Here is a 26148-nt window from a genome sequence, read left to right as displayed (position 1 = left end):
CCTACGGCTCGCCGTCGTCGGCGCCGGGCGCCACCGTGTCGATATGTTCGGGCAACAGTGGCCTCACCGAGAACCTTCCGGCCACGGCGTCCGGCGGCAACGCTTCCATCGCCCGGACTCCGGGGGCGGTGGCGACCTCTCTCAATTGGTCGCCGGCGCCCCGTACGACGATCCCCACCACACAGGCACAGCCGGCCGCGAGTCGATCAGCGGAGATCATGGCGATCCGAGCCGCGCGATCACTTCCCGCCGCGGCGCCGCGCAGTCGCCCCGCCGCCACGAGCGGAGCGCGCTGCAGCGCCTCCGGATGCGCCGACACGGCGACGGTGACGAGCGGGGTCTGCACGCGGTCGATCGGTACCCGAAACAGAACCTGTGCCACGCGCACGTAACCGGGCAGCGAGGCTACCGCTTCGACATCCATCGGTTCGGCGAAGGATACAAGCGCCCAACTCGGCTCGGACCCGAGCTCGACGAGACCCGACTCGGCCCGGCCCAGATAGTCGGAGACCTGTTCGCCGTTGTCGGGGCCGAGCGCGTCGGTGCTCACCGACGCCGGACGGACCGGATTGAGGACACCAGCGAGGAGCACCGCGAGCACCAACGCGGCCGTCGCCAACCACGGGAGGATCCGAGCCATGACTCAGGCGTTGCGCAACACGTCGAGGGCATTCTCGAGATCGGCCGGGTACTTGCTGGTGATCTCGACCCAGTTCCCGCGGGTCGGATGCGCAAATCCGAGGGAGCGGGCATGCAGCCACTGACGTTCCAGTCCGAGGCGAGCCGCAAGACGCGGGTCGGCGCCGTAGGTCAGGTCACCGCAGCACGGGTGCCGCAATGCGGAGAAGTGCACGCGGATCTGATGGGTCCGGCCGGTCTCGAGGTGGATGTCGAGCAGGCTCGCCGCCTGGAATGCCTCGACGGTGTCGTAGTGCGTGATGCTCGGTTTGCCGTCCGCCGTGACCGTGAACTTCCAGTCGCTGCCGCGGTGCCGGCCGATCGGGGCATCGATGGTGCCGCTACTCGGATCCGGGTGGCCCTGCACGAGGGCGTGGTACCGCTTGTCGATGGTGCGCTGTTTGAACGCTCGCTTGAGCACGGTGTACGCCCGCTCGGAGGTCGCGACGACCATGACACCCGACGTGCCGACGTCGAGCCGGTGCACGATGCCCTGCCGTTCGTGGGCACCGGAGGTCGAGATGCGAAAGCCCGCGGCGGCCAGACCACCGATGACCGTCGGCCCGGTCCAGCCGACACTCGCGTGCGCGGCCACACCGACCGGCTTGTCGACGGCGACGATGTCGTCGTCGGAGTAGAGGATCTCCATGCCTTCGACGGGCTTCGCCTCGATGGTCAGCGGCCGTGGAGGCTCGGGCAGGACCACTTCGAGCCATGATCCGGCCGAGAGGCGATCCGATTTGCCCATGGGGGCGCCGTCCATGATGACGGAGCCTTCCTCGGTGAGTGCGGCAACCACCGTCCGGGACAAGCCGAGCAGACGGGCCAGTCCGGCATCGACACGCATTGCATCGAGCCCGTCCGGTACGGGCATCGCCCGGGTTTCTCTCACTGACGTTTTTCCTTTCTGTCGGTTCCCGATTCGGTGTCCTGTGTGCTCTCCGGGTCGGCAGCGTCTGCAGATTCCGCTACGTCCCCCGAGTTCGCACGGCTGTCCCCCGAGTTCGCACGGCTTCCGTCCGGTTCGATCCCGAACACGGTCAACGCCACGAGCAGGATCGCGCCGCAGACGATCGCCGAGTCGGCGACGTTGAACACGGGCCACCATCCGACCGAGACGAAGTCCACGACGTGCCCCTGCAGGGGCCCGGGCGAGCGGAACAGCCGATCGGTGAGATTCCCGAGGGCACCGCCGAGCACCAATCCCAGTCCCAGTGCCCACCAGAGCGAGCGCAGCGTCCGCCCGACCTTGATCACACCGATGACGACACCGATCGCCACCAGTGTCAGCACCCACGTCATGCCCGTCGCCATCGAGAACGCGGCGCCGGGGTTGCGGATCAGGGTCAGCGTCACAGTGTCGCCGACGACCGAGATCGGGTCGAACGGGTCGATGTAGTGGACCGCCGCGATCTTCGTGAGCAGATCGGCAACGTAGATCACGAATGCCACGACGAGCAGATTGCGCAGCCGCCTCGGTCCCGCCGGCACTGTCACCGGGGGATCCTGTGCAGGCGGTTCCGGCGCACCGAACGCAGGATCGGGCCGGGAAGCTTCGTCACTCACCCCGCCATCATCCCCTACACGGCCGACGAAGCGGCCATCGCGCCCGTCGTGGCTACCCTGGGTGACGTGCCTGTGCTGTCGAGATTCACCTATACGAGGCCGTGCGCCTTCGCCGCCGTCCTGTCGCTCACTGCCCTCGTCACGGGATGCGGTGACACCCCTGACGGCACTCCCGCCGTCACCGCCGCGTCCTCGGCCGAGGTGACTGTGCCCGTGTCCGCTGTGACCGCGACAGTTCTCGATGCGGGAGCCGAACCCCGCGAAGTGGTGCGGTTGACGCCCGCGACCGGAACCGAACAGAGTGTGATCCTGACCACACGCTCCGAGGTTCATCAGCAGATCGGCGATCAAGCGGCACAGGACTTCTCCACGCCCGAACTGACGACACCACTGTCCGCCACGGTCGCGGAATCGGTTTCCGATGGAGCGCCCGGCACCGTGGTCGATCTCGTCCTCGGCGATGTCAGTACCCCAGACCCCCACCTCGAGACATCCCTCACCGAAGTCCGAGGATCCGGGGCCGGGTTGACGATGGGCCCCAACGGCGCGGTCAGTGCTCTACGCCTCGAGCCCGGGACCGCGGTACCCAATGTCGCGCGCTCGGCGCTCGAACAGGCCTTCTACCAAGCGGTCTACCGGATGGTGGCGTTCCCCGACGAAGCAATCGGTGTGGGCGCAGTGTGGGAGAGCCACCAGCAGGTGATGAGCGCCGGGATCACGATCGATCAGGTCGGCACGGCCACTCTCGTCTCGCGCGACGACAACCGGGTGCGAGTGGACATTCGTGTCGAACAGATTCCGCAGGAGTCGACGTGGATGCTGCCCAACGGGCAGGGGCAGCTGTCCGTCGAGCAATACACGATGGCCGGCGACGGAACTCTGACGATCGACCCGAGCAAGCCACTGCCCATTCAGGGTGACTTCACGGTGAGCGGCGATCAGACCTATCTCGACCCGAACGGAGCGACCCGGCTGTCGCAGTCGCAGGTGGACCGGGTCGGCTGGCACACTCCCGAAGCCTGAGCGGCACGACCACGTAGCCGGCGAGACGAGGGTGGCCGACGCGGATCTCCGCGTCGGCCACCCTCGTCATCTCACGAAGTGAGGTCGTGCTCAGGAAATTACGGGCACGCAGGCGTCTGCAGAGCCGCGAGCGACACGATCGCGCACGCGTTGTCCTGCGACAGCTTCCAGTAGCCGTCCTCAGCAACGAACATGACCGTGCCCGTGGAGACCTGATCACCGATGGTGGTCTCGATCCCGGCGGTCGCGGTGCCGTCCTCGTTGTCGTTGATGTCGATGATGGTGACCTGGGCTCCGGCCTGCTGCGCAGCTGCCGCAACCTGATCGATCAGGGTCGGGTCGAGCTCTGCACCCTGCACGAGATTCTGCTTCTCCTCGGCCGGGATGCTGCCGTCGAAGGCCTGGTCGAGCATGGTCTGCAGTTCCTCGACGGTGGGCACCGGCGGGTAGTCCGACGCAGGGGCCTCCGACGTCGTGGTCTCTGCCGTCGAGGTTGCCGCGGTCGTCTCGGTCGAGCCTCCGTCGTCCGAGCTGCAGGCAGTCATCGTGAGGGCGGCGGCGAGCGCCACCGTAGCGACGGTGATCTTGCGAAGCTTCAAAATTCTCGTCCTTCTCGTTCTCGAACGAACACGACGTTCGTGCTCGGTCATCCAGCAACGGATGGGTCCACCGCGACAGGCGGGTCGTCCGCAAGAGTACCCGGCGGTATCGAGAGCAACATGAGGGCAGCTGGAACACGTATCACTGCAGGCTCGAGAGTGGATCGGCGTGGTCCAGCAACGGATCTGCCTCGTCCAATGTCCGTGCAGGTCCCGGGCCGGTGGACCTCGTCTCGAACCGAATCGTGACGACACCGTGGCCCGACCCTTGAACCCAGCCGTGTCCGAAATCCGGATGCCGGACGTCGGTTCCGGGCCTCCACCGCCGATCCGGCTCCTGCGCAGGCTCGGATACGCCGTCGCCGACCGGGTCCTCCTGGGACGGCTCCGGTTCGAGCGAATCGAGTTCCGGGAACAGCGAATCCTGCGCAATGGCCGACAACCCCGCGAAACCGACGCCGACGAGCCTGATGGGCCCGACCTCGAGTGGATCCAGAGCGAGACGTTGAGCTGCGGCCGTGAGAACCTGCACGTCCTCGGTGGAATACGGCAACGTCGTCGACCGGGTGAGAATCGACATGTCGGACTTGCGCAGTTTGAGGACGACCGTCCGCGCGGCACGTCCATCCTTGCGTAGCCGCTGGTGTGCAGCAGTCGCACTGGTAGCCACCGCGCGCCGCAGGTGCGTCAGCGCCACGATGTCTGTCGGATAGGTGGTTTCGGCGCTGACCTGTTTGGCCTCGGCGCGTTCGACCACGGGGCGGTCGTCGAGTCCGTTCGCGAGCCTGTGCAGGCCGGGGCCGATGGTGGTGCCGAGAATGGAGGCGGCTTCGGTGACGGGCAATGCCGCAAGGTGGCCGATGGTGTCTATCCCCAGCTTGCGTAGCCGCTCCTCGGCCACCGGACCGATGCCCCACAGACTGCGCACGGGCAGGCTGTGCAGCAGCGTGAGTTCTTCCTCGGGCCGCACGACCAGCAGGCCGTCAGGCTTGGCCAGGCCCGACCCGATCTTTGCGATCTGTTTTCCCGAGCCCGCACCCACGGAGGCCACGAGACCCGTCTTCGCCAGGACCTCGGCCCGCAGCTCCGCACAGAAGTGGTCGGCGTCCTCGGCGGACGCCCCGGCCAGTTCGGCCGGTTCGCCGAACGCCTCGTCGAGCGAGAGTGTCTCGAGCACGGGCACGCGGGAACGGAGCGTGTCGAACACCGCGATGCTCAGCTCCCGATACACGACCCCGCGGGGAGGGAGCACCACGCCACCCGCCCCGACGAGCCTGCGTGCACGGCTCATCGGCATCGCCGAACGCGCACCGAATTCGCGCGCCTCGTAACTTGCGCCTGCCACGACCCCCCGCGCCCCGAGACCGCCGACCAGGACCGGCCGATCCCGAAGGGTCGGCCGGGTGAGCTGCTCGGCGGACGCGAAGAAGGCGTCGAGGTCCACGTGGAGGACCCAGCGCCGGTTCGCGGCGGTGGTCATCTCCCCAGGTTAGAGGGCCACGCCGACACACTGGTTCCCGGGCGTTCGAACGCGCAAGCACGACGCAAGAGACACGCAAGGGGCGTGCAATCGGGTGCGCGGACAGTGGCATCAGCAACCACGATCCGAAGGGCACCACGCATGAACCATTCGTCTCCCCCTGCCATCGAGGCCGACGGGCTGGTCAAACGTTTCGGCGCATTCACTGCCGTCGACGGCGTCAGCCTCACTGTCCCGACCGGTTCCGTCTACGGCGTGCTCGGTCCCAACGGCGCGGGCAAGACCACGACGATCCGTATGCTCGCCACCTTGCTGCGACCGGACGCCGGCAACGCGTGGGTCTTCGGGCACGACGTCGTCGCGGAACCGACGGCTGTGCGCTCGCTGGTCGGCGTCACCGGACAGTACGCGTCGGTCGACGAGGATCTGACCGCGACCGAGAACCTGATGATCTTCGCGCGCCTGCTGGGTCTGAGCCGCGCCGACTCCCGGCGAAAGACCCACGAGCTGCTCGAGGAGTTCGCGCTCGAGGACGCCGCGAGCAAATCACTGAAGTACTTCTCCGGCGGTATGCGTCGTCGTCTCGACCTGGCCGCCAGCCTCATCTCACAGCCGCCACTGTTGTTCCTCGACGAGCCGACCACCGGCCTCGACCCGCGAACCCGCGCCCAGATGTGGGACACGATCCGCAGGCTCGTCGCCGAAGGGTCCACAGTGCTCCTGACCACCCAGTACCTGGACGAGGCCGATCAACTCGCCGACCGGATCGCGGTGATCGATCACGGCCGTGTGATCGCGGACGGCACCGCCGACGACCTCAAGGCGTCGGTCGGGATGTCGTCGCTGCAACTGTCCCTGGTCGACCGCGCGGACGTCGAGGCGACCCGCGTGCTACTCACCGAAGCCCTGGGCGCCGACGTCGCCGTCAGCCCTGAGGCGGCCCGGCTCACCGCGCCCCTGACCGACACCTCGATCACCCCGGAGTTGCTGATCAGGTTGCGCGACAACGGCATCGTTGTCGACGAGATCACAGTCAGCAAACCCAGCCTGGACGAAGTGTTCCTGACCATCACCGGGCACGACGCCGATCCGGCAGTCACCCCCGACAACGAATCGAGCGTCGCATGACCACCACTCTTGCCACCGAACGACCCCGCGCCGCCTCCCGTCCGCTCCCCACTGCGCGCCACGTCGGGCTGCGCGACACCGTGGCGCAGTCCTTGACGATGGGATATCGCGGACTCGTCAAGGTCAAGCACAACCCCGAGCAGTTGTTCGACGTCGTGATCCAGCCGGTCATCTTCACGTTGATGTTCACCTACATCTTCGGTGGAGCCATTGCCGGCGACGTCGCGTCCTATCTCCCGATCATCATCCCGGGCATCCTGGTCCAGACCGTGATCACCGCGTCGGTCGTGACCGGCACCCAACTACGCGAAGACATGGACAAGGGGGTCTTCGACCGCTTCAAATCCCTTCCCATTGCCCGCATCTCGCCACTGGCGGGCGCTCTGGTCTCGGATATCGTCCGGTACGCGATTGCAACGACCATCACCTTCGTCATGGGGTACGCGATGGGATTCCGACCGGAAGGCGGCATCATCGGGGTCGTGGCCGCCGGCCTGCTGGTCGTCGTCTGCGCCTTTTCGATCAGCTGGATCTTCGCGCTGATGGGTGTGCTGATGAACAAGGCGTCGGCTGTGCAGGGCATCTCGATGCTCGTACTGTTCCCACTGACATTCATGTCCAACGCATTCGTACCCGCCGACACGATGCCTGGCTGGATGCAGACATTCGTGAGCATCAACCCGGTCTCACACCTGGTGACAGCCGTCCGAGATCTGGTGAACAACGGTCAGGTCGGCATGCCTCTGGTGTGGTCGCTGGTCGGTGCCGCGATCATCGTGGTGGTGTTCGCACCATTGGCCGTACGCGCGTACATGCGCGAGGCGTGATGTTGCCCACCACCCGCAAGTGATGCAGGACCCCTGTGGGCCTGCACTACTGGCGGTCACCGAGCGCCTCGAGGATCGAGGGCCGTGCGAGATGACGGGGCAATCCCGCGACCCCGGCGAGTGCCTCCTCGACACGCACGGCGCCGAGGGCGACACGGGCAAGGTCCAGATGCCGCGACACCTTCATCGACGGAAAGTCCTGCCGCGGAATTGCCCTCGTGGACAACGCCAACAACCGCAATCCACTCTCGGATCCGGTCGCGACATCGAAACTGCCGACCGCGCACGCCACTGCCCCGATCTGGGGCAGGTCGCGGTAACCCTCCTGACCGAGGTCTTCCCTCATCCTCGTTCCGAGCCAGTCGACGACGTCCCGTGCTTCGGCTGCGCGACCGGCGAGCACATGAGCGCCGATGGTCGCCGACACGACCAACGTCCCGAACGGGTCGGGAATGTCGTCGATGCCTGTGTCGGGCCATCCCATCAGCGCGAGCGCGGACCGGTAGCCGCGCAGTCCTGCGTCGATGTCACCGGACGCCAGGTCCACCTCGGCGCGGCTCGCGGCGAGTGCTGCCGTTCCCTGATTCCGATCATGCACGGTTGTGTCGTCGGGGTCGCCGACCTGATCCAACTCGCGGCGCGCCTCGTCGATGCGCCCCAGACCGACCAGCGCAGCAGCAATATAGCTGTGCAGAGCTGCGGACTCGTCGTATGCGTGCAGTTCCCGCAACTGTTCGGCACCGTCACGGTAGTAGGCCACTGCCTCCTCGTAACGGCCCGACTGCGCGGCGATGCTGCCGAGGTGCTGATTCACCATCGACACCGTCCACTCCTCCCCCGCAGCCAGGGCGAGCTCGAGCGCCGCCCGCCCGTCGATTCCGGAGCCGTACAGGTCTCCGTTGTTCTCCCGCAGGTTGGCCCGCACGATCAGCGCAGCGCCACGGGACGCCCGGTCGGGGTGCCGCACCGCGACGGCCAGCGCACGCGCGACACCCCGGCCGGACACCGGAAGCACCAGCAGCGCGGCGCCCGTGGCGATCATGGGTTCGAGATCGTCTCGGGTCCGGACGATTTCGCGGAGCCGGATACGGGTGAGGGCAAGCTCGCGACTGACGCCGCTGAACGACAGGACAGTGGCGACGAGCAAGTAACTCAATGCGAGGAGGTTTCCCGGTACCGCACGGGCTCCCGCGCCCCGGGGATCGAGGGCGAGGATCCGGGGAGACCAGGCGAGCACCTCGGAGTGCGTGCCGCGCAAGGTCCAGAGCATGCCGAGGACCGGGAACACCGTCAGTGCCACCCGGTCCTGCCCGCTGCTGAGCGCCTGTCTCAATACGGCGAGCAGGTTGTCGTGTTCGGTATCGACCACGCGTGAGACGGCGGTCTGGTCGCCGCCGAGGAACCTGCGCACGGCACCGCGGCAGAACTCGTCCGCCCAGTCGAACGTCCGGTCGAGGACGACGACCTCTTCGTCGCCGCGGGACAGCTGTTCCTCTCCGAACTCGCGGACGGTTTCGAGCATGAGATAGCGCAGACCTGCTCGTTCCTCGACGACGGTGAGCATCGATTGGGCCACCAGCCCCTCGATCGCGAATGCCGCATCGGCGACCTCACCCCATTGCGCGACGGTGACGGCGGCATCGAGTGTGAAGCCCGCCGGGAACCTGCACAACCGGCGCAGCGCTGCCTGCTGATCGGGTTCGAGGAGATTCCAGCTCCACTCGATGACCGCATATAGGGTGCGGTGTCGATGGGGTGACGTGCGGTCCCCCGAGCGCAGCAGCGTGAACCGGTCGGTGAGCCGGGCATTGATGTCCTCGACCGTCATGGTACGCACCCTCGCGGCGGCCAACTCGATCGCGAGCGGAAGACCGTCGAGAGTGCGGCAGAGCCGTGCCACTTCCGCGGGATCCAACCGCACCGACGGGCGCACGGCCTTCGCTCGGATACCGAAGAGCTCCGTTGCGGGTGATCCACTTTCCGCGATGTCAAGCGGAGACAGCGGGTACACGGCCTCGGCGGTGATCGCCATCGGAGCGCGACTCGTGGCGAGCACCGTCAGCTGCCCACTGGCCGCGACCAGGTCCGCGACGACCTCGGCAACGTCGTCGATCAGGTGTTCGCAGTTGTCGACGATCAGCAGCGACGGACGCGACGAGAGTGCCTCGCGCAACCTGTCACGCGCGTCGTGTACCCGCGCTCTGGTCAACACCGTCCCGGGAGTCAGCTCGACCTCACCGATCCCGAGGACGGAGCTGATCGCGGCGACCACGTCGGCTCCGTTGCGCAACGGAGCAAGCTCGACCAGCGCTACCGGGACATCTCGTGCTGCCCGAAGGCCGATCTCGTGCGCGAGACGGGTCTTTCCTGTGCCACCCGGACCGAGCACGGTGACCACGCGCGCATCTGCCAAAAGGCGCTCGACTTCGGCCAGATCTGCTTCGCGCCCGAGCAGCGCATTGGGCGCTGCGCGCAGTCCGACGGAACGCGGAATCATCGGCGCCGCGCCATGTTCCGGTTCGAGCGCGCGGTGCGTCCGTGCGTGTGTCTCCGCGTCGTCCGCCGGCGTCGAGGCGAACCTCGGTGACTCCCCCTTCAGGATCGCCGTATTGAGGTCGACCAACCGGGATGAGGGATCGGCACCGAGCCGGTCGGCAAGCCTGGTGCGGAGTCCGGCAAACACCTCGAGGGCTTCGCTGTCGAGCCCGAGACCGGCGAGCACCAGCATCAACTGGCCGTGGACCTGTTCGTCGACGGGCGCCCGCGCAGCGGCTGCACGAGCCAGCGGCAACGCCTGCTCCAGTTCGCCCATCGCCACTGTCGCGGCGAGTTCCACGGCATCGAGAGCAACTGCACGGGCAGTGGCCTCATCGGCGATCTCGCGGGCGAGGTCACCTGTCGCCAGATCCGCACCCGGCTCGCCGCGCCACAGAGTCCGTGCCTTCCGCACGGTCGCCACGGCGCCGGAGAGATCTCCGTCCGCACGCTGTTGCTGCGCGCGTTGCTCGCATGCTCGCACCAAGGTCAGATCGACCTGCATCCGGTCGAGGGCGAGTCGATACCCGGCGGGGCCCCTCTCGAGTACACCGTCGGGTAGCGCAGCGCGGAGCCGGGAGATCTGGGTGTGCAACGCGTTCGTCGGTGAGCGCGGGGGCTCGTCGCCCCACAGTTCTTCGATCAGCGACCGGGAACTGCACGAGCGTCCGGGCCGACGTGCCAGCGCCGCGAGGAGACTGCGGGCACGCAGGCCCGGCAGCGGGACCAGTTCGTCGCCGCGACGCGTCGCCACCTCACCCAACAGGGCCACTTCGACGCCGGTGAAGGCTGCCGCAATGGGGTCGTTCGAATCGTGGTGCACCTCCGCCGATACCAGTGCCACTACGCCTTGGTGATGGACACGCGCACACCCTCGCCGAGTTCGATCGGATCGCTCGCGGCCGCGGCGATCTCGAACGTCGTTGCGAGAACCTCACCGGCGATCAGATCGCGGTGACGGTCCGCCCACTCGGCGCGGTCGGCAGGGACCTCGAACTGCACCGAGATGCGATCCGAGACGTCGAGTCCGAGGTTGCGTCGCGCATCCTGCAGTTCGCGGATGCGGTCCTTCGCCCAGCCCTCGGCCTCGAGCTCCTCGGTGACGGTGGAGTCGAGCACCACCAGTCCGGCACCACCGGGCAGTGCCGCGGTCGACTCCGGTTCGGCAGCGACGAGACGCGTGGTGAACTCCTCCGGCAACAGTGTGATACCCGCAGCGGTGACAGTGCCGTCCGCGTTCTCGCTCCAGTCCCCCGACTTGACAGCCTTGATCACCTTCTGGACGTCCTTGCCGAGCCGCGGACCTGCCGCCCGGGCATTGACGACGACCTCGAACCGGCCGTGTGTCCCGACGTCGTCGGTGAGCACGACCTCCTTGACATTGACCTCGTCCTTCACCAGATCGACGAACGGATCCAACGCCGCAGCACCGGCACTGGCGACGGTGACCTGTGGCAGCGGCAGCCGCACCCGAAGCTGCTGGGCCTTGCGCAGCGACAGCACCGTCGAGCACACCGATCGCACGTCGTCCATGGCCGACACGAGGTCAGGATCGGCGGGGAGCTCTTCTGCAGCAGGCCAGTCGGCCAGATGTACAGAGCGACCGCCGGTCAGACCACGCCAGATCACCTCGGTCGCCAACGGCAACAGTGGGGCCGCAAGCCTGGTGACCACCTCGAGCACCGTGTGCAGGGTGTCGATCGCATCGGCGTCCTCATCCCAGAACCGCGACCGCGACCGCCGCACGTACCAGTTGGTCAGCGCGTCGCAGAAGGTCCGCACCTCGTCGCAGGCACCCGCGATGTCGATCACCTCGAGTGCCTCGGTCACGGACTCGCGGGTCTCGGCGAGTTTCGCCAGGATGTACCGATCGAGCACATGGGTCGAGTCGGTGCGCCACGTGCCGGCCTTCGGTGCGTACAGCTGCAGGAAGCTCCACGCGTTCCACAGCGGCAGCAGGGCCTGCCGCACCCCCTCGCGAATCCCCTGTTCCGTCACGACGAGGTTGCCGCCGCGCAGGATCGGCGACGACATGAGGAACCAGCGCATGGCGTCGGAGCCGTCGCGCGCGAACACCTCGTTGACGTCGGGGTAGTTGCCCTTCGACTTGCTCATCTTGAGCCCGTCCTCGCCGAGGACGATGCCGTGCGCGGCGACGCACTTGAACGCGGGTCGGTCGAACAGTGCGGTTGCGAGGACGTGCAGCGTGTAGAACCAGCCGCGGGTCTGCCCGTTGTACTCGACGATGAAATCGCCCGGGTAGTGCGCAGTGTCATCCCCCCTCGCTCCGCTCGACCCGATGAACCACTCGGTGTTCTCGAAGGGGTAATGCACCTGCGCGAACGGCATCGAACCCGACTCGAACCAGCAGTCCAGAACCTCCGGCACACGACGCATCGTCGACTTCCCGGTCGGGTCGTCCGGGTTGGGGCGCGTGAGCTGATCGATCATCGGCCGGTGCAGATCGCCCGGGCGCACACCGAAATCGCGCTCCAGTTCGTCGAGCGAACCGTAGACGTCCAGCCGGGGATAGTCGGGGTTGTCGGACACCCACGCGGGGATCGGACTGCCCCAGTAGCGGTTCCGGCTGATGTTCCAGTCGCGCGCACCCTCGAGCCATTTACCGAACTGGCCGTCGCGGATGTGCTCGGGGACCCAGGTGATCTCCTGGTTCAGTTCGACCATGCGTTCGCGGAACCGGGTGACGGCCACGAACCACGACGGCACGGCCATGTAGATCAACGGTTGACCGGACCGCCACGAATGCGGGTAGGAGTGCTCGATCGTCTCGTGCCGCAACAGCTTTCCTGCGGCCTTGAGATCCTTGATGATGACCGGGTTCGCGTCGAATACCTGCAACCCCTCGTAGGGCGGAACCATCGAGGTGAACCTACCGCCCGGATCGAGCGGCTGCACCAGTTCGATACCGTTGCGCTGGCAGTACTCCATGTCCTCTTCACCGAAAGCCGGTGCAAGGTGGACGATTCCGGTACCCGACTCGGTGGTCACATAATCTGCGGCGATCACCTGGTGGGCATTCTCACGGCCCACGAAGAAATCGAACGGTGGCTCGTACGCGAGCCCCACCAGATCGGTACCGGTGTATTCGGCCAGCACTTCGGGCTCATCGCCCAGCTCGCGGACGTAATGGCCGAGGCGATCCTTCGCCAGCAGGTAGGTCTTCGTCTGGTCGCCCTCACCCGCCCGGACCGCGACGTAGGTGATCTCGGGGTGCACCGCGATCGCGAGGTTCGACGGCAGCGTCCACGGCGTCGTGGTCCAGATCAGGGCATTGGCCCCGTCGAGTTCTGTGCCTGGCGCGCGCAGCACCATGTCGACGGTGACCGCCGGGTCCTGCCTCATCTTGTACGCGTCGTCGAGCCGGGTCTCCTGGTTCGACAGCGGCGTCTGCTCGTACCAGCTGTACGGCAGCACACGGAAGCCCTGGTAGATCAGGCCCTTGTCGTACAGAGACTTGAACGCCCACATGACCGACTCCATGAAGTCCAGGTCGAGCGTCTTGTAGTCGTTGTCGAAGTCCACCCAGCGAGCCTGCCTGGTGACGTAGTCGCGCCACTCACCCGTATAACGCAGCACCGACTGCTTGCAGTACGCGTTGAACTCGGCCAGGCCCATCGTGTCGATCTCGGACTTGTCCTTGATGCCGAGTTGCTTCTCGGCTTCGAGCTCGGCCGGGAGCCCGTGGGTGTCCCACCCGAATCGCCGGTCGACCTTCTTGCCGAGCATCGTCTGGAAACGCGGGACGACGTCCTTGACGTAACCGGTGAGCAGGTGACCGTAGTGCGGGAGCCCGTTGGCAAAGGGGGGCCCGTCGTAGAAGACGAACTCCTCGGCGCCCTCGCGATTGGCGATGGACGCTTTGAAGGTCTCGTCCTCGGCCCAGCCGGTGAGCACGCGTTCTTCGAGATCGGGGAAGTCGACACCGGCATCCTTGGCGACGCCGTAGTCGACCTTCGGATACCCGCCGGTCGCTGCAGTGGAATTGACGTTCTCGGTCACCGCGTGACTCCTCCGTGCCTCACATCCTCGGCACGGGGACGATCACCGCGCATTCTGCGCGGCCACCGCGGTACCACCCCGCTTGCACTCCCCGGAAGTATCCGACGGGGTGCCTCTTCGTTCGGGCTGTCACGGGCCCTACCCGTTCGGTTCTACTTGGTACCTCACAAGTGCATCCGCACCGGCTCGGCACTGTTCTTCCGAAGGCTCCCCGGTGATGGCCGGATCGACACCATCCCGCACACGCGGGAAACAGCAGTACGTGTACTGAACTCTACCGAACAGTACTCGTGCTGCCTATTGTAGGCAGCGCTGGTCATTCTCGTGAATCGTGCTGTTCATCGCCTCGGGTAGGCCGCGCACTCGGTGATGCGCGCCGACGAGAGGGTTTCACCGGAGTCGCCGGCTCCCGGGACGTGAGCGAGCTGGCAAGCAGGATCACTCCGCCCACGACACACACCGCAATACAACCCCAGGCCCACGCGATGGATCCGGTCATCAAGGCAATGACGAGAAGACCGAATCCGATCGCTGCGAGCACCAACGTCACGACGAGCACGACACCTCCTCAACCGAGGTGCGGAACCAGGCTCAGGACCTCGTTCAGCTGTTGCCCTTGGCGAAGGACGACGAGCCGAACGACGACGAGTTGGACTGGTTGAACGCATCCGCACCACTGTCCACCGGCACCGCGGAACCGCGCTGCTCGAGCTCTTCGAGCTGTGATTCGAGGTATGACTTCAGGCGCACGCGGTATTCGCGCTCGAACGTCTTCAGTCGTTCGATCCGGTCTTCGAGAACGGAGCGCTGCTGATTGATCGTCGCCATGATCTCGGTGTGCTTCTTCTCGGCGTCCGCCTGAAGGCCATCGGCCTTCTCCTTGGCCTGACGGAGCTGCGTCTCGGACCGCGTACGTGCATCGGAGAGCATCGCGTCGGACTTCTGGCGAGCATCGGCGATCATGGCCTCGCTGCGCGTACGCGCATCCGAGACGAGCTGCTCGGAGTTCGTGCGGGCGTTGCGCACCAACTCCTCGGCCTCCGTCTTGGCGTCGCCGGTGAGACGATCGGCCATCTCCTGGGCAAGGCCGAGAACCTTCGCGGCCTGCATGCTCGCATCACCGGACGGCGCGGCTGCCGCCACCGGAGCGGGAGTGGGTGCCGGGGCAGGTACCGGAGTGGGCTCCGGCTTGGGAGCCTCGGCGACCCTCGCCGGTTCCGACTTCGCCGACGACACTGCCGGTACGGCAGAGCGCGGCGCCTTCTTCGCCTCGGCAAGCTCCTGGTCGAGCTCCGCGACGCGCTGGCGCAGGTCGGCGTTCTCCTCGATCAGGGACGTCAACTCCTGCTCGACAAGATCGAGAAATGCATCGACCTCGTCCTCGTTGTATCCGCGCTTCCCGATCGGAGGCTTGCTGAACGCGACATTGTGCACATCAGCTGGTGTCAGCGGCATGGAAGGATCCCTTCACGCGTCAAATAAGCGGTCAAGCAGGCGTTCCGTAGTTCAGACAGTGCGTTACGCGTAGTGAAACCCACTGTATATGGCATTCCATTCTGGCACAGCGGAGCGTGCGAAGGCCCCGCGACGGCGCCACGACGGCGCATCTCAGATCCCCCCGCTACGCGGGATGAATGCCATCAGGAAGTACACGATGAACAGCAAGACCATGATGGATAGATCGAGCCGGATCCCACCCAGATTGAGCGGGGGTATCAGACGCCTGAGCAGCTTCACCGGCGGGTCGGTGACCGTGAAGATCGCTTCCAGGATCACCACGACGAATCCCGTCGGCTTCCAATCCCGCGCGAAGGTTCTGATGAACTCGACAATGATTCGTCCGATCAGCAGAAGCCAGAAGATGAACAGCAGGAAGTACAGCACATCGAATACGGCCACCCACCCACTCTGCCCGACAAACCCGACCCCTTCCAAACCGAAACGCCCGGCCTGCAGTTATCTGCATCACGCCGGGCGTTCGGTGTGCGTTTCGAGGGAGGAACGAGCACGGTGCCCGGACGCGGCACCGCGTGCACTATTGCTGACTGTAGAAGCCTGTCTCGGCGATACGACGGCGCTCCTCCGCAGAGACATCGATGTCGGCGGGTGAGAGCAGGAAGACCTTCGTCGCGACCTTGTCGAACGACCCACGCAAAGCGAATGCCAGTCCGGCCGCGAAGTCGACCAACCGCTTCGCATCGGCATTGCTCATCTCGACGAGATCCATGATCACCGGGGTCCCGTCGCGGAACCGCTCACCGATCGTGCGTGCCTCGCCGTAATCGCGTGGACGCAGCGTCGTGATCTTCGACAACGGACCTCCTTCATCGAACAGCGCGCCGCGCCGCGCCTCGGTCCGCTCGAGCCGCGACTCCGCAGCCATCGTCGACCGTGCAGGGGAACGCGCCGGAGCCGCCGCCGGACGGGGGGCTCGGGCAGTGATCGGCTCGACACGGGCACTGCGCGCCGGCGGGTCGTACCGATCGAAGTCGTCTTCCACGAAATCACGCTCGGGCTCGTCACGACGCGGAGCGGGATACTCCTCTCGACGCGGCGCGGCATACCCGCCGTACGGCTGTTCACCGTAGTCGCGCTCACGACGCGGGCTCGCCGGATCGTCGAGGTAGTCGTCCTCGTAGTCCTCGAGCGGAACCATTCCGAAGTAGGCCTTGAACTTGTGGAGCGTGCTCATCGATCGCCCTTCCCTCGCGCGGCGGTTGGAATTCAGGCTAACGGTCTCGAACCCAACACTCCCGTTCCGACACGCACGCATGTCGAACGGTGGCGTACAGCATGTTCGAGATCACCCGACATCCCGGCAGACAGCTCGCGTGCCTCGGGGTGCTGTTGCCGCAGCCGCTCCCCCAGTTGCGCGAGCACCTCGAACGAGGCGTCGACGTCGGCGCCCAGCGGAGGCACTCCCATCAGACCTGCCAGTTCCAGACCGTCGGCCGCGGCCACCGCATCCGCGAGAGCATCGAGACCGTCCGCGGGGACACCACCGCGCTGCGGGTCGCCATCCAGACTGACCTGCAGTAACACCCGCAACGATGCAGTCCGGTCACCGGCGTCGATCGCCGCTGTCACCCCGTTGGAGAGGGCGCCTGCGAGCCGCGCGCTGTCGACCGAATGCACCGTGTGCGCCCAGCGCGCAACAGCACGGGCCTTGTTCCGTTGCAGCCGCCCGATCATGTGCCACTGCACGGTCGGGTCGGGTACCTCTGCCCGGAACTCCTCGATCTTGGCGTGTGCTTCCTGCTCACGTGATTCCCCGAACGTGCGGCAACCCAGCTCGTACAGCAGGACAGCGTCCGACGCCGGGAAATACTTGGTGACGGTCAGCAGCCCGACATCGGACGGGTCGCGTCCACAGGCGCGTGCCGCATCGTCCAACCGACGCCGTACCGAGGCAAGCCCGCGTGCCAGCTCCTCGCGCCGGGTCTGCTGCGCCTCGTCGCTCACTGCGGATCTTCCTCGAGCCAGATGACGGAGGCCAGCCTTCCGGTCGGCGCGTCTCGGCGGTGGCTGAACAACGTCGGGTCCTCGATGGTGCATCGTGGGTCCTCGGCCACGGCCGCGACACCGTGATCGAGCAATTGCCTGCGCAGGCCGGCGCGAAGATCCAACCCGGCCGTGCCTTCGACGGTGCGTGTTGCACTACCGGGAAGATGTGCTTCCACGTCGTCGCGCATCGCAGCCGGTACCTCGTATCGGCGGCCACTCGCTGCTGGGCCCAGGAACGCCCCGATCCGGTCCGCGCGTGCACCGAGTTCGATCATCGCGTCGAGAACACGCGGGACGATGCCGATGCGCGCGCCGATGCGTCCAGCATGTACTGCGGCCACGACACCGGCTTCCTCATCGGAGAGGAGCACCGACACGCAGTCGGCGCTGAGGGTGGCGAGCGCGAGCCCGGTCACAGTGGTGACGAGTGCGTCGGTCGCGGGAACCGGCTCCGTGACCGGCCCCTCCACCACCGTGACGTTGCGGCTGTGGATCTGCTCCATCCACACGAACCGTTCGGGTGGCAATCCGACGACCGCAGCCAGACGCTGCCGATTGGCTGCGACGGCTGCGGGATCGTCTCCTACGTGGTCACCGAGGTTGAAGGAGTCGTAAGGAGGGGCCGAGACCCCGCCGGTTCGTGTGGTCACGACCCGGCGGGCACGTACCCCGGGGCTAGGCGCCGTCAACGCCGCATGAAGATCGGCACGTCCACGTCGTCGTCGCCCTCGTCGTCGACGTCGACCGAGCGCGCAGAACCCCCTCCCGCCGGGGGAAGTCCGCCCGAGGCCGGAGCCGGCTCACGAACCGGCGCTTCGTCGGCACCGCCCCGATCGGGTCGGCCCAGCTCACCTGCGCGACCCGCGCCGATGGCGCCGGGCCGGGAACTCTGCTGCGGGTTCTGCTGCGACTGCTGACCCTGCTGCTGGCCGGGGCCTGCTTCGACGGGACGCCGAGTCGGTGTGCCTCCGTCGAAGCCGGCAGCGATCACCGTGACCCGCACCTCGTCGCCGAGCGAGTCGTCGATGACGGTGCCGAAGATGATGTTGGCGTCGATGTGCGCAGCTTCCTGTACCAGCGACGCTGCTTCGTTGATCTCGAACAACCCGAGGTCGGAGCCACCGGCGATCGACAGCAGCACGCCGCGCGCACCCTCCATCGACGCTTCGAGGAGAGGCGAGTTGATCGCGGCTTCCGCCGCCTTGATCGCGCGCCCTTCACCCCGCGACGAACCGATCCCCATGAGTGCACTACCCGCTCCGGACATGACGCCCTTGACGTCGGCGAAGTCGACGTTGATCAGACCGGGGGTGGTGATGAGGTCGGTGATGCCCTGAACACCGTTGAGAAGGACCTCGTCGGCGGACCGGAATGCGTCCATGAGGCTCACGGCAGCGTCGCCGAGCTGGAGCAGCCGGTCGTTGGGGATCACGATGAGGGTGTCGCACGATTCGCGCAGCGTCTGGATGCCGGTGTCTGCCTGACCGCCACGCCGCTTGCCTTCGAACGAGAAAGGTCGTGTGACAACACCGACCGTGAGTGCACCGAGCTTGCGCGCGATGCTGGCCACGACGGGTGCACCGCCGGTACCGGTGCCACCGCCCTCACCGGCAGTGACGAAGACCATATCGGCGCCCTTGAGCACCTCTTCGATCTCGTCCTTGTGGTCTTCGGCAGCCTTGCGACCCACTTCGGGGTCTGCACCGGCGCCGAGGCCGCGGGTCAATTCGCGTCCGACGTCCAGTTTGACGTCGGCGTCGGACATCAGGAGTGCCTGTGCATCGGTGTTGACCGCGATGAACTCGACTCCCTTGAGTCCCTGCTCGATCATGCGGTTGACCGCGTTCACGCCGCCACCGCCGATACCGACGACCTTTATTACGGCGAGGTAGTTGTGCGGGGGCGTCATGGGCTCTCGCCTTCCTGGGATTTCGGGTTCATACTTCGATCGATCTACACGAGGTACCCGGCCAAACCCTCAACCATAGCTTGAAGGTTATGTCAAGTACCCGACTGCTGCGAAACGCTATGGCACGGCAGCCCGAATCCGCCAGCAGACTCGCCGACGACACGCCACCAATTTCACACCGACCACCTCACCGCACCGTCGGAAGGTCCGGACTGGCGACATCGAACTGCTGACCGGGCTGTGTCAGGAGCGGCAGAATCACTGCAGCCTTGCGATCCGAACGGTCCACGCCACCCCACACGACCACTCGGCCGTCGACCAGGATGAGGGAAATGTCCGAGTCCGAGCCTGCCGCGACCTCCTGCACCTGCACCGCCAGCTCCGGTGGCAGCAGTCCGACGACCTCTACCGCCGCCGCCGTCGCGGGGTCGCCGGTGCCCGGAGATCCTGTGACCAGTCGGGGAGTCAGTAGCGGTGGCGGCTCCACCGCGAAGTCCACACCTTCCGCGTCGATGGAGTGCGTGCCGTCCTGTCCGTCGAAGTACACCACGGCGATACGTTCGACGATGGTCACCCGCACGGTCGACGGGTAGACCCGCTGCACCCGGACCGTCGCGGCGCGAGGTAGCGCGGACGCGACACGTTGCGCGACTTCGGCCGTGTCCACCTGAAGCAGCGGTGTCCCGTCTGCGATCTCGAGGCTCGAGACGACTTCTTCCCGGGTGATGACGTCGTTTCCGGTCACCTCCACCGAGCGCACCGACAGTAACGGCGAGGTCCATGCCACCACGATCGCTACGAGCAGCGCGATGACCACGATTCCACCGATGAGCACCGTGCGCAGCCGCACCGAACGGCCCGAGGGGCGCCTTGCTGCGTTGCTCACCCCGGTGGCCTCGTCGCGCGCGGATTTCCTGGCACGGCGAACTGTTGCGCGCTCGTCGCGCCGCGTGCGCCCGCTGCGCGACGCTCGACGCTCGGTGGTCTTCGTGGAATCGGGTGTCACGATCCGATCGGCCCCGTTCCAGCGCCTGTCGACCGGAAGCGGCCGGGCTTGCTGTGCAGAGCGTCGAGGATCTGGCGTCCGAGCATCGTGACGTCACCCGCGCCCATCGTGATGACGATGTCGCCGGGGCGGCTCAGCCGGGCCACCTGGCGAGGTACGAGCGACAGGTCGGGTTGGTAGTGCACCGGCTTCGACACCGCCTGCGCGACCAGCGCCCCGCTTACGCCGGGAATCGGTTCCTCGCGGGCCCCGTAGACGTCGAGGACCACCACTTCGTCGGCGAGGTCGAGCGCGGCACCGAACTCCGTCGCGAACGTTTCGGTGCGTGTGTACAGGTGCGGCTGGAAGACGACTATCACTCGGGGTCGCTCGGTTCCGGACTCCGTGTAGCGCAACGGCTCGCCCGCCACGAGCTCCGCGGCCGCAGCGAGGACGGCACGCACCTCGGTGGGGTGATGCGCGTAGTCGTCGAACACTCGCACACCTTGTTCGCGCCCACTGAACTGAAACCGTCGGTGGACACCGCCGAACCCCGCGAGCCCTTCGATCGCCTCGTCCACGGACGCTCCGGATTCGAGCGCTGCGAGCAGGGCTGCGAGCGCATTGAGAGCCATGTGCCGGCCGGGTACCGACAGGCGCACGGTGCGCGGAGCGTCCTCGCCGGCGAGATGGAACTCGGCGACGCCGCCGATATCCTTCGCCTCCCACGCCAGCAGGCGTACTCCGACCGGGACACCACGGACGGTCTCGCCCGTGCCGATGACGTCGGCCGTGCCGTACCCGGCAATCCGGAGATCGGTACGACCGAGTGCGACGACGCGCTCGGCGAGTGCGGCGGACCCGGCGTCGTCGAGGCAGACGATGAGCAGGCCACCCGGGACTATCTTGGCGATGAAGTCGTCGAACACCTTGGTGTATGCCTCGGCGGTACCGAAGAAGTCCAGGTGATCGGGTTCGACGTTCGTGACGATCACGACGTTCGGGTCGTACTGCAGCAGCGAGCCGTCGCTCTCGTCGGCTTCCGCGACGAAGACGTCGCCGCTGCCGTGGTGGGCGTTGGTGCCGGATTCGTTGAGTTCGCCACCGACCGCGAACGACGGGTCGAATCCGCAGTGTTGGAGGGTCACCACCAGCATCGACGTGGTCGATGTCTTGCCGTGCGTGCCGGACACCAGGTACGTGCGGTAGTCGTGCATGAGTGCGGCGAGCACTGCGGGTCGCAGCAGAACGGGGATGCCCCGCTCACGGGCGGCGACGAGTTCGGGATTGTTCTTCGGGATCGCGGCGTGCGTCGTGACGACCGCGGTCGGTCCGCCGTCGATCAGGTCGAGTGCGTCGGCGTGATGACCGATCCGCACCTGCGCTCCCCGAGCGCGGAGGGCCAGAACCCCTCGGCTCTCCTTCGCATCCGATCCGGACACCTCACCACCACGAGCGAGCAGGATCCGGGCGATGCCCGACATTCCCGCACCGCCGATCCCCACCATGTGCACCCGCTGAAGTTCCGCGGGCAGCTGCGCGCTCATTCTCGACTCCTGTTCGGTTCCGCGCCGGCGACCTCGAGCACGATTCGAGCCACTTCGGCTGCGGCACTGCGATGTCCGGCGGCTGCCGCGTTTCGTCCCATCTCGGCGAGCCGACCGGGATCACCCAGCAACGGCGTGACCGTGTCGGCCACGAACGCCGGCGTGAGCTCGGCGTCTGCCACGATCATTCCACCACCTGCCGCCACGATCGGCCGGGCGTTGAGTTCCTGCTCGCCGTTCCCGTGCGGTAAGGGCACGTATACCGCCGGTAACCCCACTGCGGAGACCTCGGCCACCGTCATCGCTCCGGAGCGGCAGACCACCGCGTCCGCCGCCGAATAGGCGAGGTCCATGCGTTCGAGATACGGCACAGCCACATAGGGGGCCTTGGCGTGACCCGGATGGGCGGGGACGTCGACGGTGTTCTTCGGACCGTGGGCGTGCAGGACAGCGACACCGGCCGCTGCGAGTCCGGCCGCGGCACCGACCACTGCGTCGTTGAGCGACCGTGCGCCCTGCGAGCCTCCGAACACCAGCAGCACCGGCACGTCGTCGGGGAGTCCGAAGTGGCGACGTGCTTCGGTACGCAGCGATGCGCGGTCGAGTTCGGTGATCGAGGATCGCACCGGGATCCCCACGATCTCGGCCTCGTCCTTCCTCCTGATGCCGGATCCGGGAACGGCAGCGAGCACCCGGGCGGCGCGCAGGGCGCCGATCTTGTTGGCGATTCCTGCGCTGGCATTCGCCTCGTGGACGATGACGGGGATGCGACGTCGGCGACGCAATGCTCCCCGGCCTGCCGCGAGGTAGGCGGGGAGCGCGACATAACCACCGAATCCGACGACGACGTCCGCATCGACCCGGTCGAGCACCTCGCGGGTGTGCCGGACGGACGCCACCACTCGCGCGGGGAGCCGGAGGAGGTCGAGCGTGGGTTTGCGTGGCAGCGGCACCGGGGGGATCAGTTCGAGCGGGTACCCGCGGCGCGGCACCAGAGTCGTCTCGAGGCCACGTGAGGTTCCGAGGGCGGTCACGGCAGCGCCCGGGATCAGTTCACGAATCGCGTCGGCCACCGCGAGGGCCGGCTCGATGTGCCCCGCTGTACCGCCTCCTGCCACCACCACGGACAGTCCTGGCTTGTCCCCACTCACCTACGATTTCCTCGCTCTCCGGTCCTGCCATTACCGTCGCGCCTTCGTGTGTTCTGCGAAGCCGCGCGGCCGTTGTTCGTGCGTTCTGTTCGAGAGCCACGGGCGCGAGCGCCCTCGGCATCACGGGCGCGAGCGCCCTCGGCATCACGGGCGCGAGCGCCCCCGGCATCACGACCGCGAGCGCCCCCGGCATCACGACCGCGAGCGCCCCCGGCATCACGACCGCGAGCGCCCTCGGCATCACGACCGCGAGCGCTGTCCGCGGCGCGCCGGCGGGTTGCTGTACCCGCGGGTGCTCGTTGTGTCCGCGTTGCCAGTGCAGTTCCAGTTCCGCCGGCGCGGGGGTTGCCGCGACCACGCGGCGGCTTCGCTCGGCGGGGCGCCCCGCCTGGTGCGTCACTGCGTGTGGGGCGGTAGGCCTCGGGTTTGCGGATCTTCATGATCCGCGCCAGCCTCCCGTCCTGGCCGGCGTGTAGTGCTGCGATCGCCTCCGGTTCGTGTCTTGCGGCGTTCGCAATCAGGCCGAACATGAGGAGGGTGGTGGCGGTGGAGGTGCCGCCTGCCGATACCAGCGGAAGCTGCAGGCCGGTCACGGGCAGCAGTCCGACGACGTAGCCGACGTTGATGAATGCCTGGCCGATGATCCACACCGTGGCAGTGGCGGTGAACAACCGGAGGAACGGATCGACCGAGCGCATGGCGATGCGCAGGCCCACGTAGGCGAAGAGGGCGAACAGGCCGATGACGGCGACACCACCGATGAAGCCGAGTTCTTCGCCGATGATCGCGAAGATGAAGTCGTTGTGGGCGTTCGGCAGGTAGCTCCATTTGGCGCGGCTCTGACCGAGTCCTCGACCCCAGATGCCGCCGTCGGCGAGGGAGAAGCGTGCCTGTCGTGCTTGGTAACCGGCGCCTTGTGGGTCGTCGCCCGGGTTGAAGAAGGCACGGACGCGCGCCGAGCGATACCCGGCGGTCAATGCGAGGACTGCGGCACTCGCGACGGCAGTACCGACGATTCCGAGGAAGATCTTCAGAGGCAGGCCTGCAAACCACAGCAGGGCCAGCACGACGATGATGAGTGAGACGGTCGTCCCGAGGTCGGGCTGCAGGACGATGAGGATGGTCACCAGCAGTGCCGCGGGAACGAGCGGCACGATCATCTCTTTGAGGGTGGAGTTCTCCCCGCGCCTCGAGGCCAGTATGTGGGCACCCCACATCGCGATCGTGATCTTCGCGATCTCCGATGGCTGCAGGGATATACCTGCGACCACGAACCATCCGCGGGTGCCCTGTGATTCGGTTCCGATTCCGGGGATCAGCACGAGCACGAGCAGCACCACCGACACCGCGAACGCCGGGAATGCGAACCGGCGCATCGTGCGCACCGGGATCTGCAGGGCAACATAGAAGGCGACGAAGCCGACGCAGGCGAACACGATCTGCGATGTGAACATCCGGTACGGCGAGTCCTCTGCCGCTACCGCTTCCACGCTCGACGACGAGAGCACCATCACGAGGCCCAGGACCGTGAGCAGCACGGCGATGGTGACGACGAGGTGGAACGACGCGAGGGGTCGCGCCATCCACAATCCGATCCGGCCGCGCGCGGTCGGTAATGGTGAGCTGCCCTGCGGCGAGGTCACCGGGGTGTCCCGCTCCCGCGCAGTTCGTCGACCGCGGCCGCGAAACTGCGTCCACGCTGGGCGTAGTCGGCGAACATGTCGAGCGACGCCGCGGCCGGCGCCAGCAGGACCGCGTGTCCCGGGGACGCGAGTGCGGCAGCCTCACGAACCGCGATACGCATCGCGGCGGGTCCGTCGGCGCCGGGTGCGCTCACCCGACGTAGCTCCGGTGTGGGTCCGCTACCTTGCTTCGCTCCACTGCCCTGCCCCGGTTCACCGTCCTGACCGAGTTCACTGCCCTCACTGCTCATTGCCCCATCGTCGCGCGTGTCGACCAGGACCACGGGGACGCCGGGGGCGTGTCGTGCCAGAGCGTCGGCGATCAGGCCGGCGTCGCGCCCGAGCAGAACGGCCCCGGTCAGTCGCGGCGCGACATCGGCGACCAGGTCGTCGACGCGCGCGCCCTTGAGCAATCCGCCTGCGATCCACACGACGGCGTCGCGGGCGAGCAGGGAACTTCGGGCCGCGTGCGGGTTGGTGGCCTTCGAGTCGTCGATGTAATCGACGCCGGCGACGGTGCCCACCGGTGCGGCACGGTGCGGACCGACCTGGTGTCGGCGCAATCCGTCGTGCACCGCCGCTTCCGGTACGTCGATCGCGCGGGCCAGTGCGGCGGCGGCCAGCGCGTCGGACAGACCGGCCGGGCCGGCCGGGGTCACGTCGGCGACCGACGCGAGGACGGCGGAGTCGGCGAAGGCTCGGTCGACGAGCACGTCTCCGCTGATGCCGAGCTGCCCTGCGTCCGGGTATCCGAGGGTGAACCCAACAGTGAGTACGGACTGGGAGCGATCGCGGAGTCCACCGGCGATCTGGTCGTCGAGTCCGAGGACTCCGACCGCGCCGGTCAGTGCGCCGAGCTTGGCGTCGATGTAGTTCTCGATGCCACCGTGCCAGTCGAGGTGGTCTTCGGCGATGTTGAGGATGACGCCGGCCGCGGGCCGCACGGAAGGCGCCCAGTGGAGTTGGAACGACGACAGTTCGACGGCGAGGACGTCGGCTCGACGATCGTCACGCCGCAACGCGTCCAGTACGGGCAGGCCGATGTTGCCGCATGCCACGGACGAGATACCGGCCGATTCGAGGATCGCGTGCAGCATCATCGTCGTGGTCGTCTTGCCGTTCGTACCGGTCACGACGAGCCACCGCCTGACCGGGCCGTAGATCTCGGCCTGGTCGATGCGCCACGACAGTTCTATGTCGCCCCAGATGGGGACCGCGGCGCCTGCAGCACGCGAGAGCAGCGGCGCGTCGGGTGGGAAGCCGGGGCTTGTGACGACGAGGGCGAACTCGCGCATGGTTCCGGAGTTGTCGTCCGCGGTGTCGTCGAGCAAGGCGTCGAGTTCGATGGTGTCGGCGCCGAGCTCGACGGAGTGTGCCAGCGCGTCGGGATTGCGGTCGGTGACGGTCACGCGAGCACCGAGATCGAGCAGTGGCCTGATAGTGGCGCGACCCGAGATCCCGGCACCGGCGACGAGAACGCGCGCTCCGTGCAGTCGCTGCAGTTCATCCGTCAC

The 26148-nt window shown here is 67.0% G+C and carries 22 protein-coding genes; 3 read left to right on the top strand and 19 right to left on the bottom strand.

What is annotated here, in order from left to right; genetic code table 11:
• Window position 1: 1 nt before the first annotated feature.
• From Q7514_RS20375 to lspA, 3 genes are read right to left on the bottom strand one after another with little or no spacing between them, the layout of a single operon-like run.
• On the bottom strand, window positions 2-640 hold the full coding sequence (locus Q7514_RS20375) for a hypothetical protein (RefSeq protein ID WP_330135082.1): 639 nt from the start codon (window positions 638-640) through the stop codon (window positions 2-4).
• Between the two features lie 3 nt (window positions 641-643).
• On the bottom strand, window positions 644-1552 hold the full coding sequence (locus Q7514_RS20370; RefSeq protein ID WP_330135248.1) for an RluA family pseudouridine synthase: 909 nt from the start codon (window positions 1550-1552) through the stop codon (window positions 644-646).
• 14 nt (window positions 1553-1566) lie between these two features.
• Entirely contained in the window at window positions 1567-2244 is a 678-nt protein-coding gene (lspA, locus tag Q7514_RS20365) for a signal peptidase II (RefSeq protein ID WP_408016139.1), read from the bottom strand.
• Window positions 2245-2310: 66 nt separating this feature from the next.
• On the opposite strand from lspA, the gene Q7514_RS20360 reads away from it, so the two are divergent.
• Entirely contained in the window at window positions 2311-3267 is a 957-nt protein-coding gene (locus tag Q7514_RS20360) for a hypothetical protein (RefSeq protein WP_330135081.1), read from the top strand.
• Window positions 3268-3365: 98 nt separating this feature from the next.
• On the opposite strand, the gene Q7514_RS20355 is transcribed toward Q7514_RS20360, so the two are convergent.
• Both Q7514_RS20355 and Q7514_RS20350 read right to left on the bottom strand, forming a co-directional pair.
• The gene (locus tag Q7514_RS20355; RefSeq protein ID WP_330135080.1) at window positions 3366-3866 is read right to left on the bottom strand and encodes a hypothetical protein; all 501 of its coding nucleotides are present in this window, start codon (window positions 3864-3866) and stop codon (window positions 3366-3368) included.
• 142 nt (window positions 3867-4008) lie between these two features.
• On the bottom strand, window positions 4009-5346 hold the full coding sequence (locus tag Q7514_RS20350) for a DNA polymerase IV (protein ID WP_330135079.1): 1338 nt from the start codon (window positions 5344-5346) through the stop codon (window positions 4009-4011).
• A gap of 141 nt (window positions 5347-5487) precedes the next feature.
• Here Q7514_RS20350 and Q7514_RS20345 point away from each other — a divergent pair, with 141 nt between their 5' ends.
• Together Q7514_RS20345 and Q7514_RS20340 are read left to right on the top strand one after the other, a co-directional pair.
• Entirely contained in the window at window positions 5488-6474 is a 987-nt protein-coding gene (locus Q7514_RS20345) for an ATP-binding cassette domain-containing protein (protein WP_330135078.1), read from the top strand.
• The gene (locus Q7514_RS20340) at window positions 6471-7301 is read left to right on the top strand and encodes an ABC transporter permease (RefSeq protein ID WP_330135077.1); all 831 of its coding nucleotides are present in this window, start codon (window positions 6471-6473) and stop codon (window positions 7299-7301) included. Before Q7514_RS20345 ends, Q7514_RS20340 begins: the two co-directional genes overlap by 4 nt.
• 46 nt (window positions 7302-7347) lie before the next feature.
• Here the strand turns inward: Q7514_RS20340 and Q7514_RS20335 are convergent, their stop codons facing one another.
• The 14 genes from Q7514_RS20335 to murD all read right to left on the bottom strand — a co-directional run bounded on the left by Q7514_RS20335 (window position 7348) and on the right by murD (window position 26148).
• Window positions 7348-10674, bottom strand: coding sequence for an AfsR/SARP family transcriptional regulator (locus Q7514_RS20335; RefSeq protein ID WP_456239148.1), 3327 nt, complete (start codon window positions 10672-10674; stop codon window positions 7348-7350).
• 5 nt (window positions 10675-10679) lie between these two features.
• Window positions 10680-13856, bottom strand: a complete 3177-nt coding sequence (ileS, locus tag Q7514_RS20330; RefSeq protein ID WP_330135075.1) for an isoleucine--tRNA ligase — start codon at window positions 13854-13856, stop codon at window positions 10680-10682.
• A gap of 316 nt (window positions 13857-14172) precedes the next feature.
• Complete coding sequence (locus Q7514_RS20325; RefSeq protein ID WP_330135074.1) at window positions 14173-14415, bottom strand: hypothetical protein; 243 nt, start codon at window positions 14413-14415, stop codon at window positions 14173-14175.
• 44 nt (window positions 14416-14459) lie between these two features.
• Window positions 14460-15311, bottom strand: a complete 852-nt coding sequence (gene wag31, locus Q7514_RS20320; protein ID WP_330135073.1) for a DivIVA-like cell division protein Wag31 — start codon at window positions 15309-15311, stop codon at window positions 14460-14462.
• 153 nt (window positions 15312-15464) lie between these two features.
• The gene (locus Q7514_RS20315; protein ID WP_132472883.1) at window positions 15465-15755 is read right to left on the bottom strand and encodes a YggT family protein; all 291 of its coding nucleotides are present in this window, start codon (window positions 15753-15755) and stop codon (window positions 15465-15467) included.
• Between the two features lie 136 nt (window positions 15756-15891).
• Window positions 15892-16548 (bottom strand): cell division protein SepF, encoded by a 657-nt coding sequence (locus Q7514_RS20310; protein ID WP_330135072.1) that lies wholly within the window; start codon window positions 16546-16548, stop codon window positions 15892-15894.
• Window positions 16549-16580: 32 nt separating this feature from the next.
• The gene (locus Q7514_RS20305; protein WP_330135071.1) at window positions 16581-17318 is read right to left on the bottom strand and encodes a YggS family pyridoxal phosphate-dependent enzyme; all 738 of its coding nucleotides are present in this window, start codon (window positions 17316-17318) and stop codon (window positions 16581-16583) included.
• Window positions 17315-18049: a peptidoglycan editing factor PgeF gene (gene pgeF / locus Q7514_RS20300; protein WP_330135070.1), complete on the bottom strand. Its 735-nt coding sequence runs from the start codon at window positions 18047-18049 to the stop codon at window positions 17315-17317. Before pgeF ends, Q7514_RS20305 begins: the two co-directional genes overlap by 4 nt.
• The gene (gene ftsZ / locus Q7514_RS20295; protein ID WP_330135069.1) at window positions 18046-19269 is read right to left on the bottom strand and encodes a cell division protein FtsZ; all 1224 of its coding nucleotides are present in this window, start codon (window positions 19267-19269) and stop codon (window positions 18046-18048) included. The genes pgeF and ftsZ overlap by 4 nt, the downstream gene beginning before the upstream one ends.
• A 187-nt stretch (window positions 19270-19456) precedes the next feature.
• Complete coding sequence (locus Q7514_RS20290; RefSeq protein WP_330135068.1) at window positions 19457-20275, bottom strand: cell division protein FtsQ/DivIB; 819 nt, start codon at window positions 20273-20275, stop codon at window positions 19457-19459.
• Window positions 20272-21801 carry a UDP-N-acetylmuramate--L-alanine ligase gene (murC, locus tag Q7514_RS20285; protein ID WP_330135067.1) on the bottom strand — a complete coding sequence of 510 codons (1530 nt, stop codon included), beginning with the start codon at window positions 21799-21801 and terminating at the stop codon, window positions 20272-20274. Before murC ends, Q7514_RS20290 begins: the two co-directional genes overlap by 4 nt.
• Complete coding sequence (murG, locus tag Q7514_RS20280) at window positions 21798-22952, bottom strand: undecaprenyldiphospho-muramoylpentapeptide beta-N-acetylglucosaminyltransferase (RefSeq protein ID WP_330135066.1); 1155 nt, start codon at window positions 22950-22952, stop codon at window positions 21798-21800. Before murG ends, murC begins: the two co-directional genes overlap by 4 nt.
• Entirely contained in the window at window positions 22949-24535 is a 1587-nt protein-coding gene (gene ftsW, locus Q7514_RS20275; RefSeq protein ID WP_330135246.1) for a putative lipid II flippase FtsW, read from the bottom strand. Before ftsW ends, murG begins: the two co-directional genes overlap by 4 nt.
• 56 nt (window positions 24536-24591) lie before the next feature.
• Window positions 24592-26148, bottom strand: a complete 1557-nt coding sequence (murD, locus tag Q7514_RS20270; protein ID WP_330135065.1) for a UDP-N-acetylmuramoyl-L-alanine--D-glutamate ligase — start codon at window positions 26146-26148, stop codon at window positions 24592-24594.

Source organism: Rhodococcus artemisiae, assembly GCF_036327795.1.
Taxonomy (GTDB): domain Bacteria; phylum Actinomycetota; class Actinomycetes; order Mycobacteriales; family Mycobacteriaceae; genus Rhodococcus; species Rhodococcus artemisiae.
Note: the sequence above shows the minus strand (reverse complement) of the source record. Positions and strands in the feature narration are given on the sequence as shown.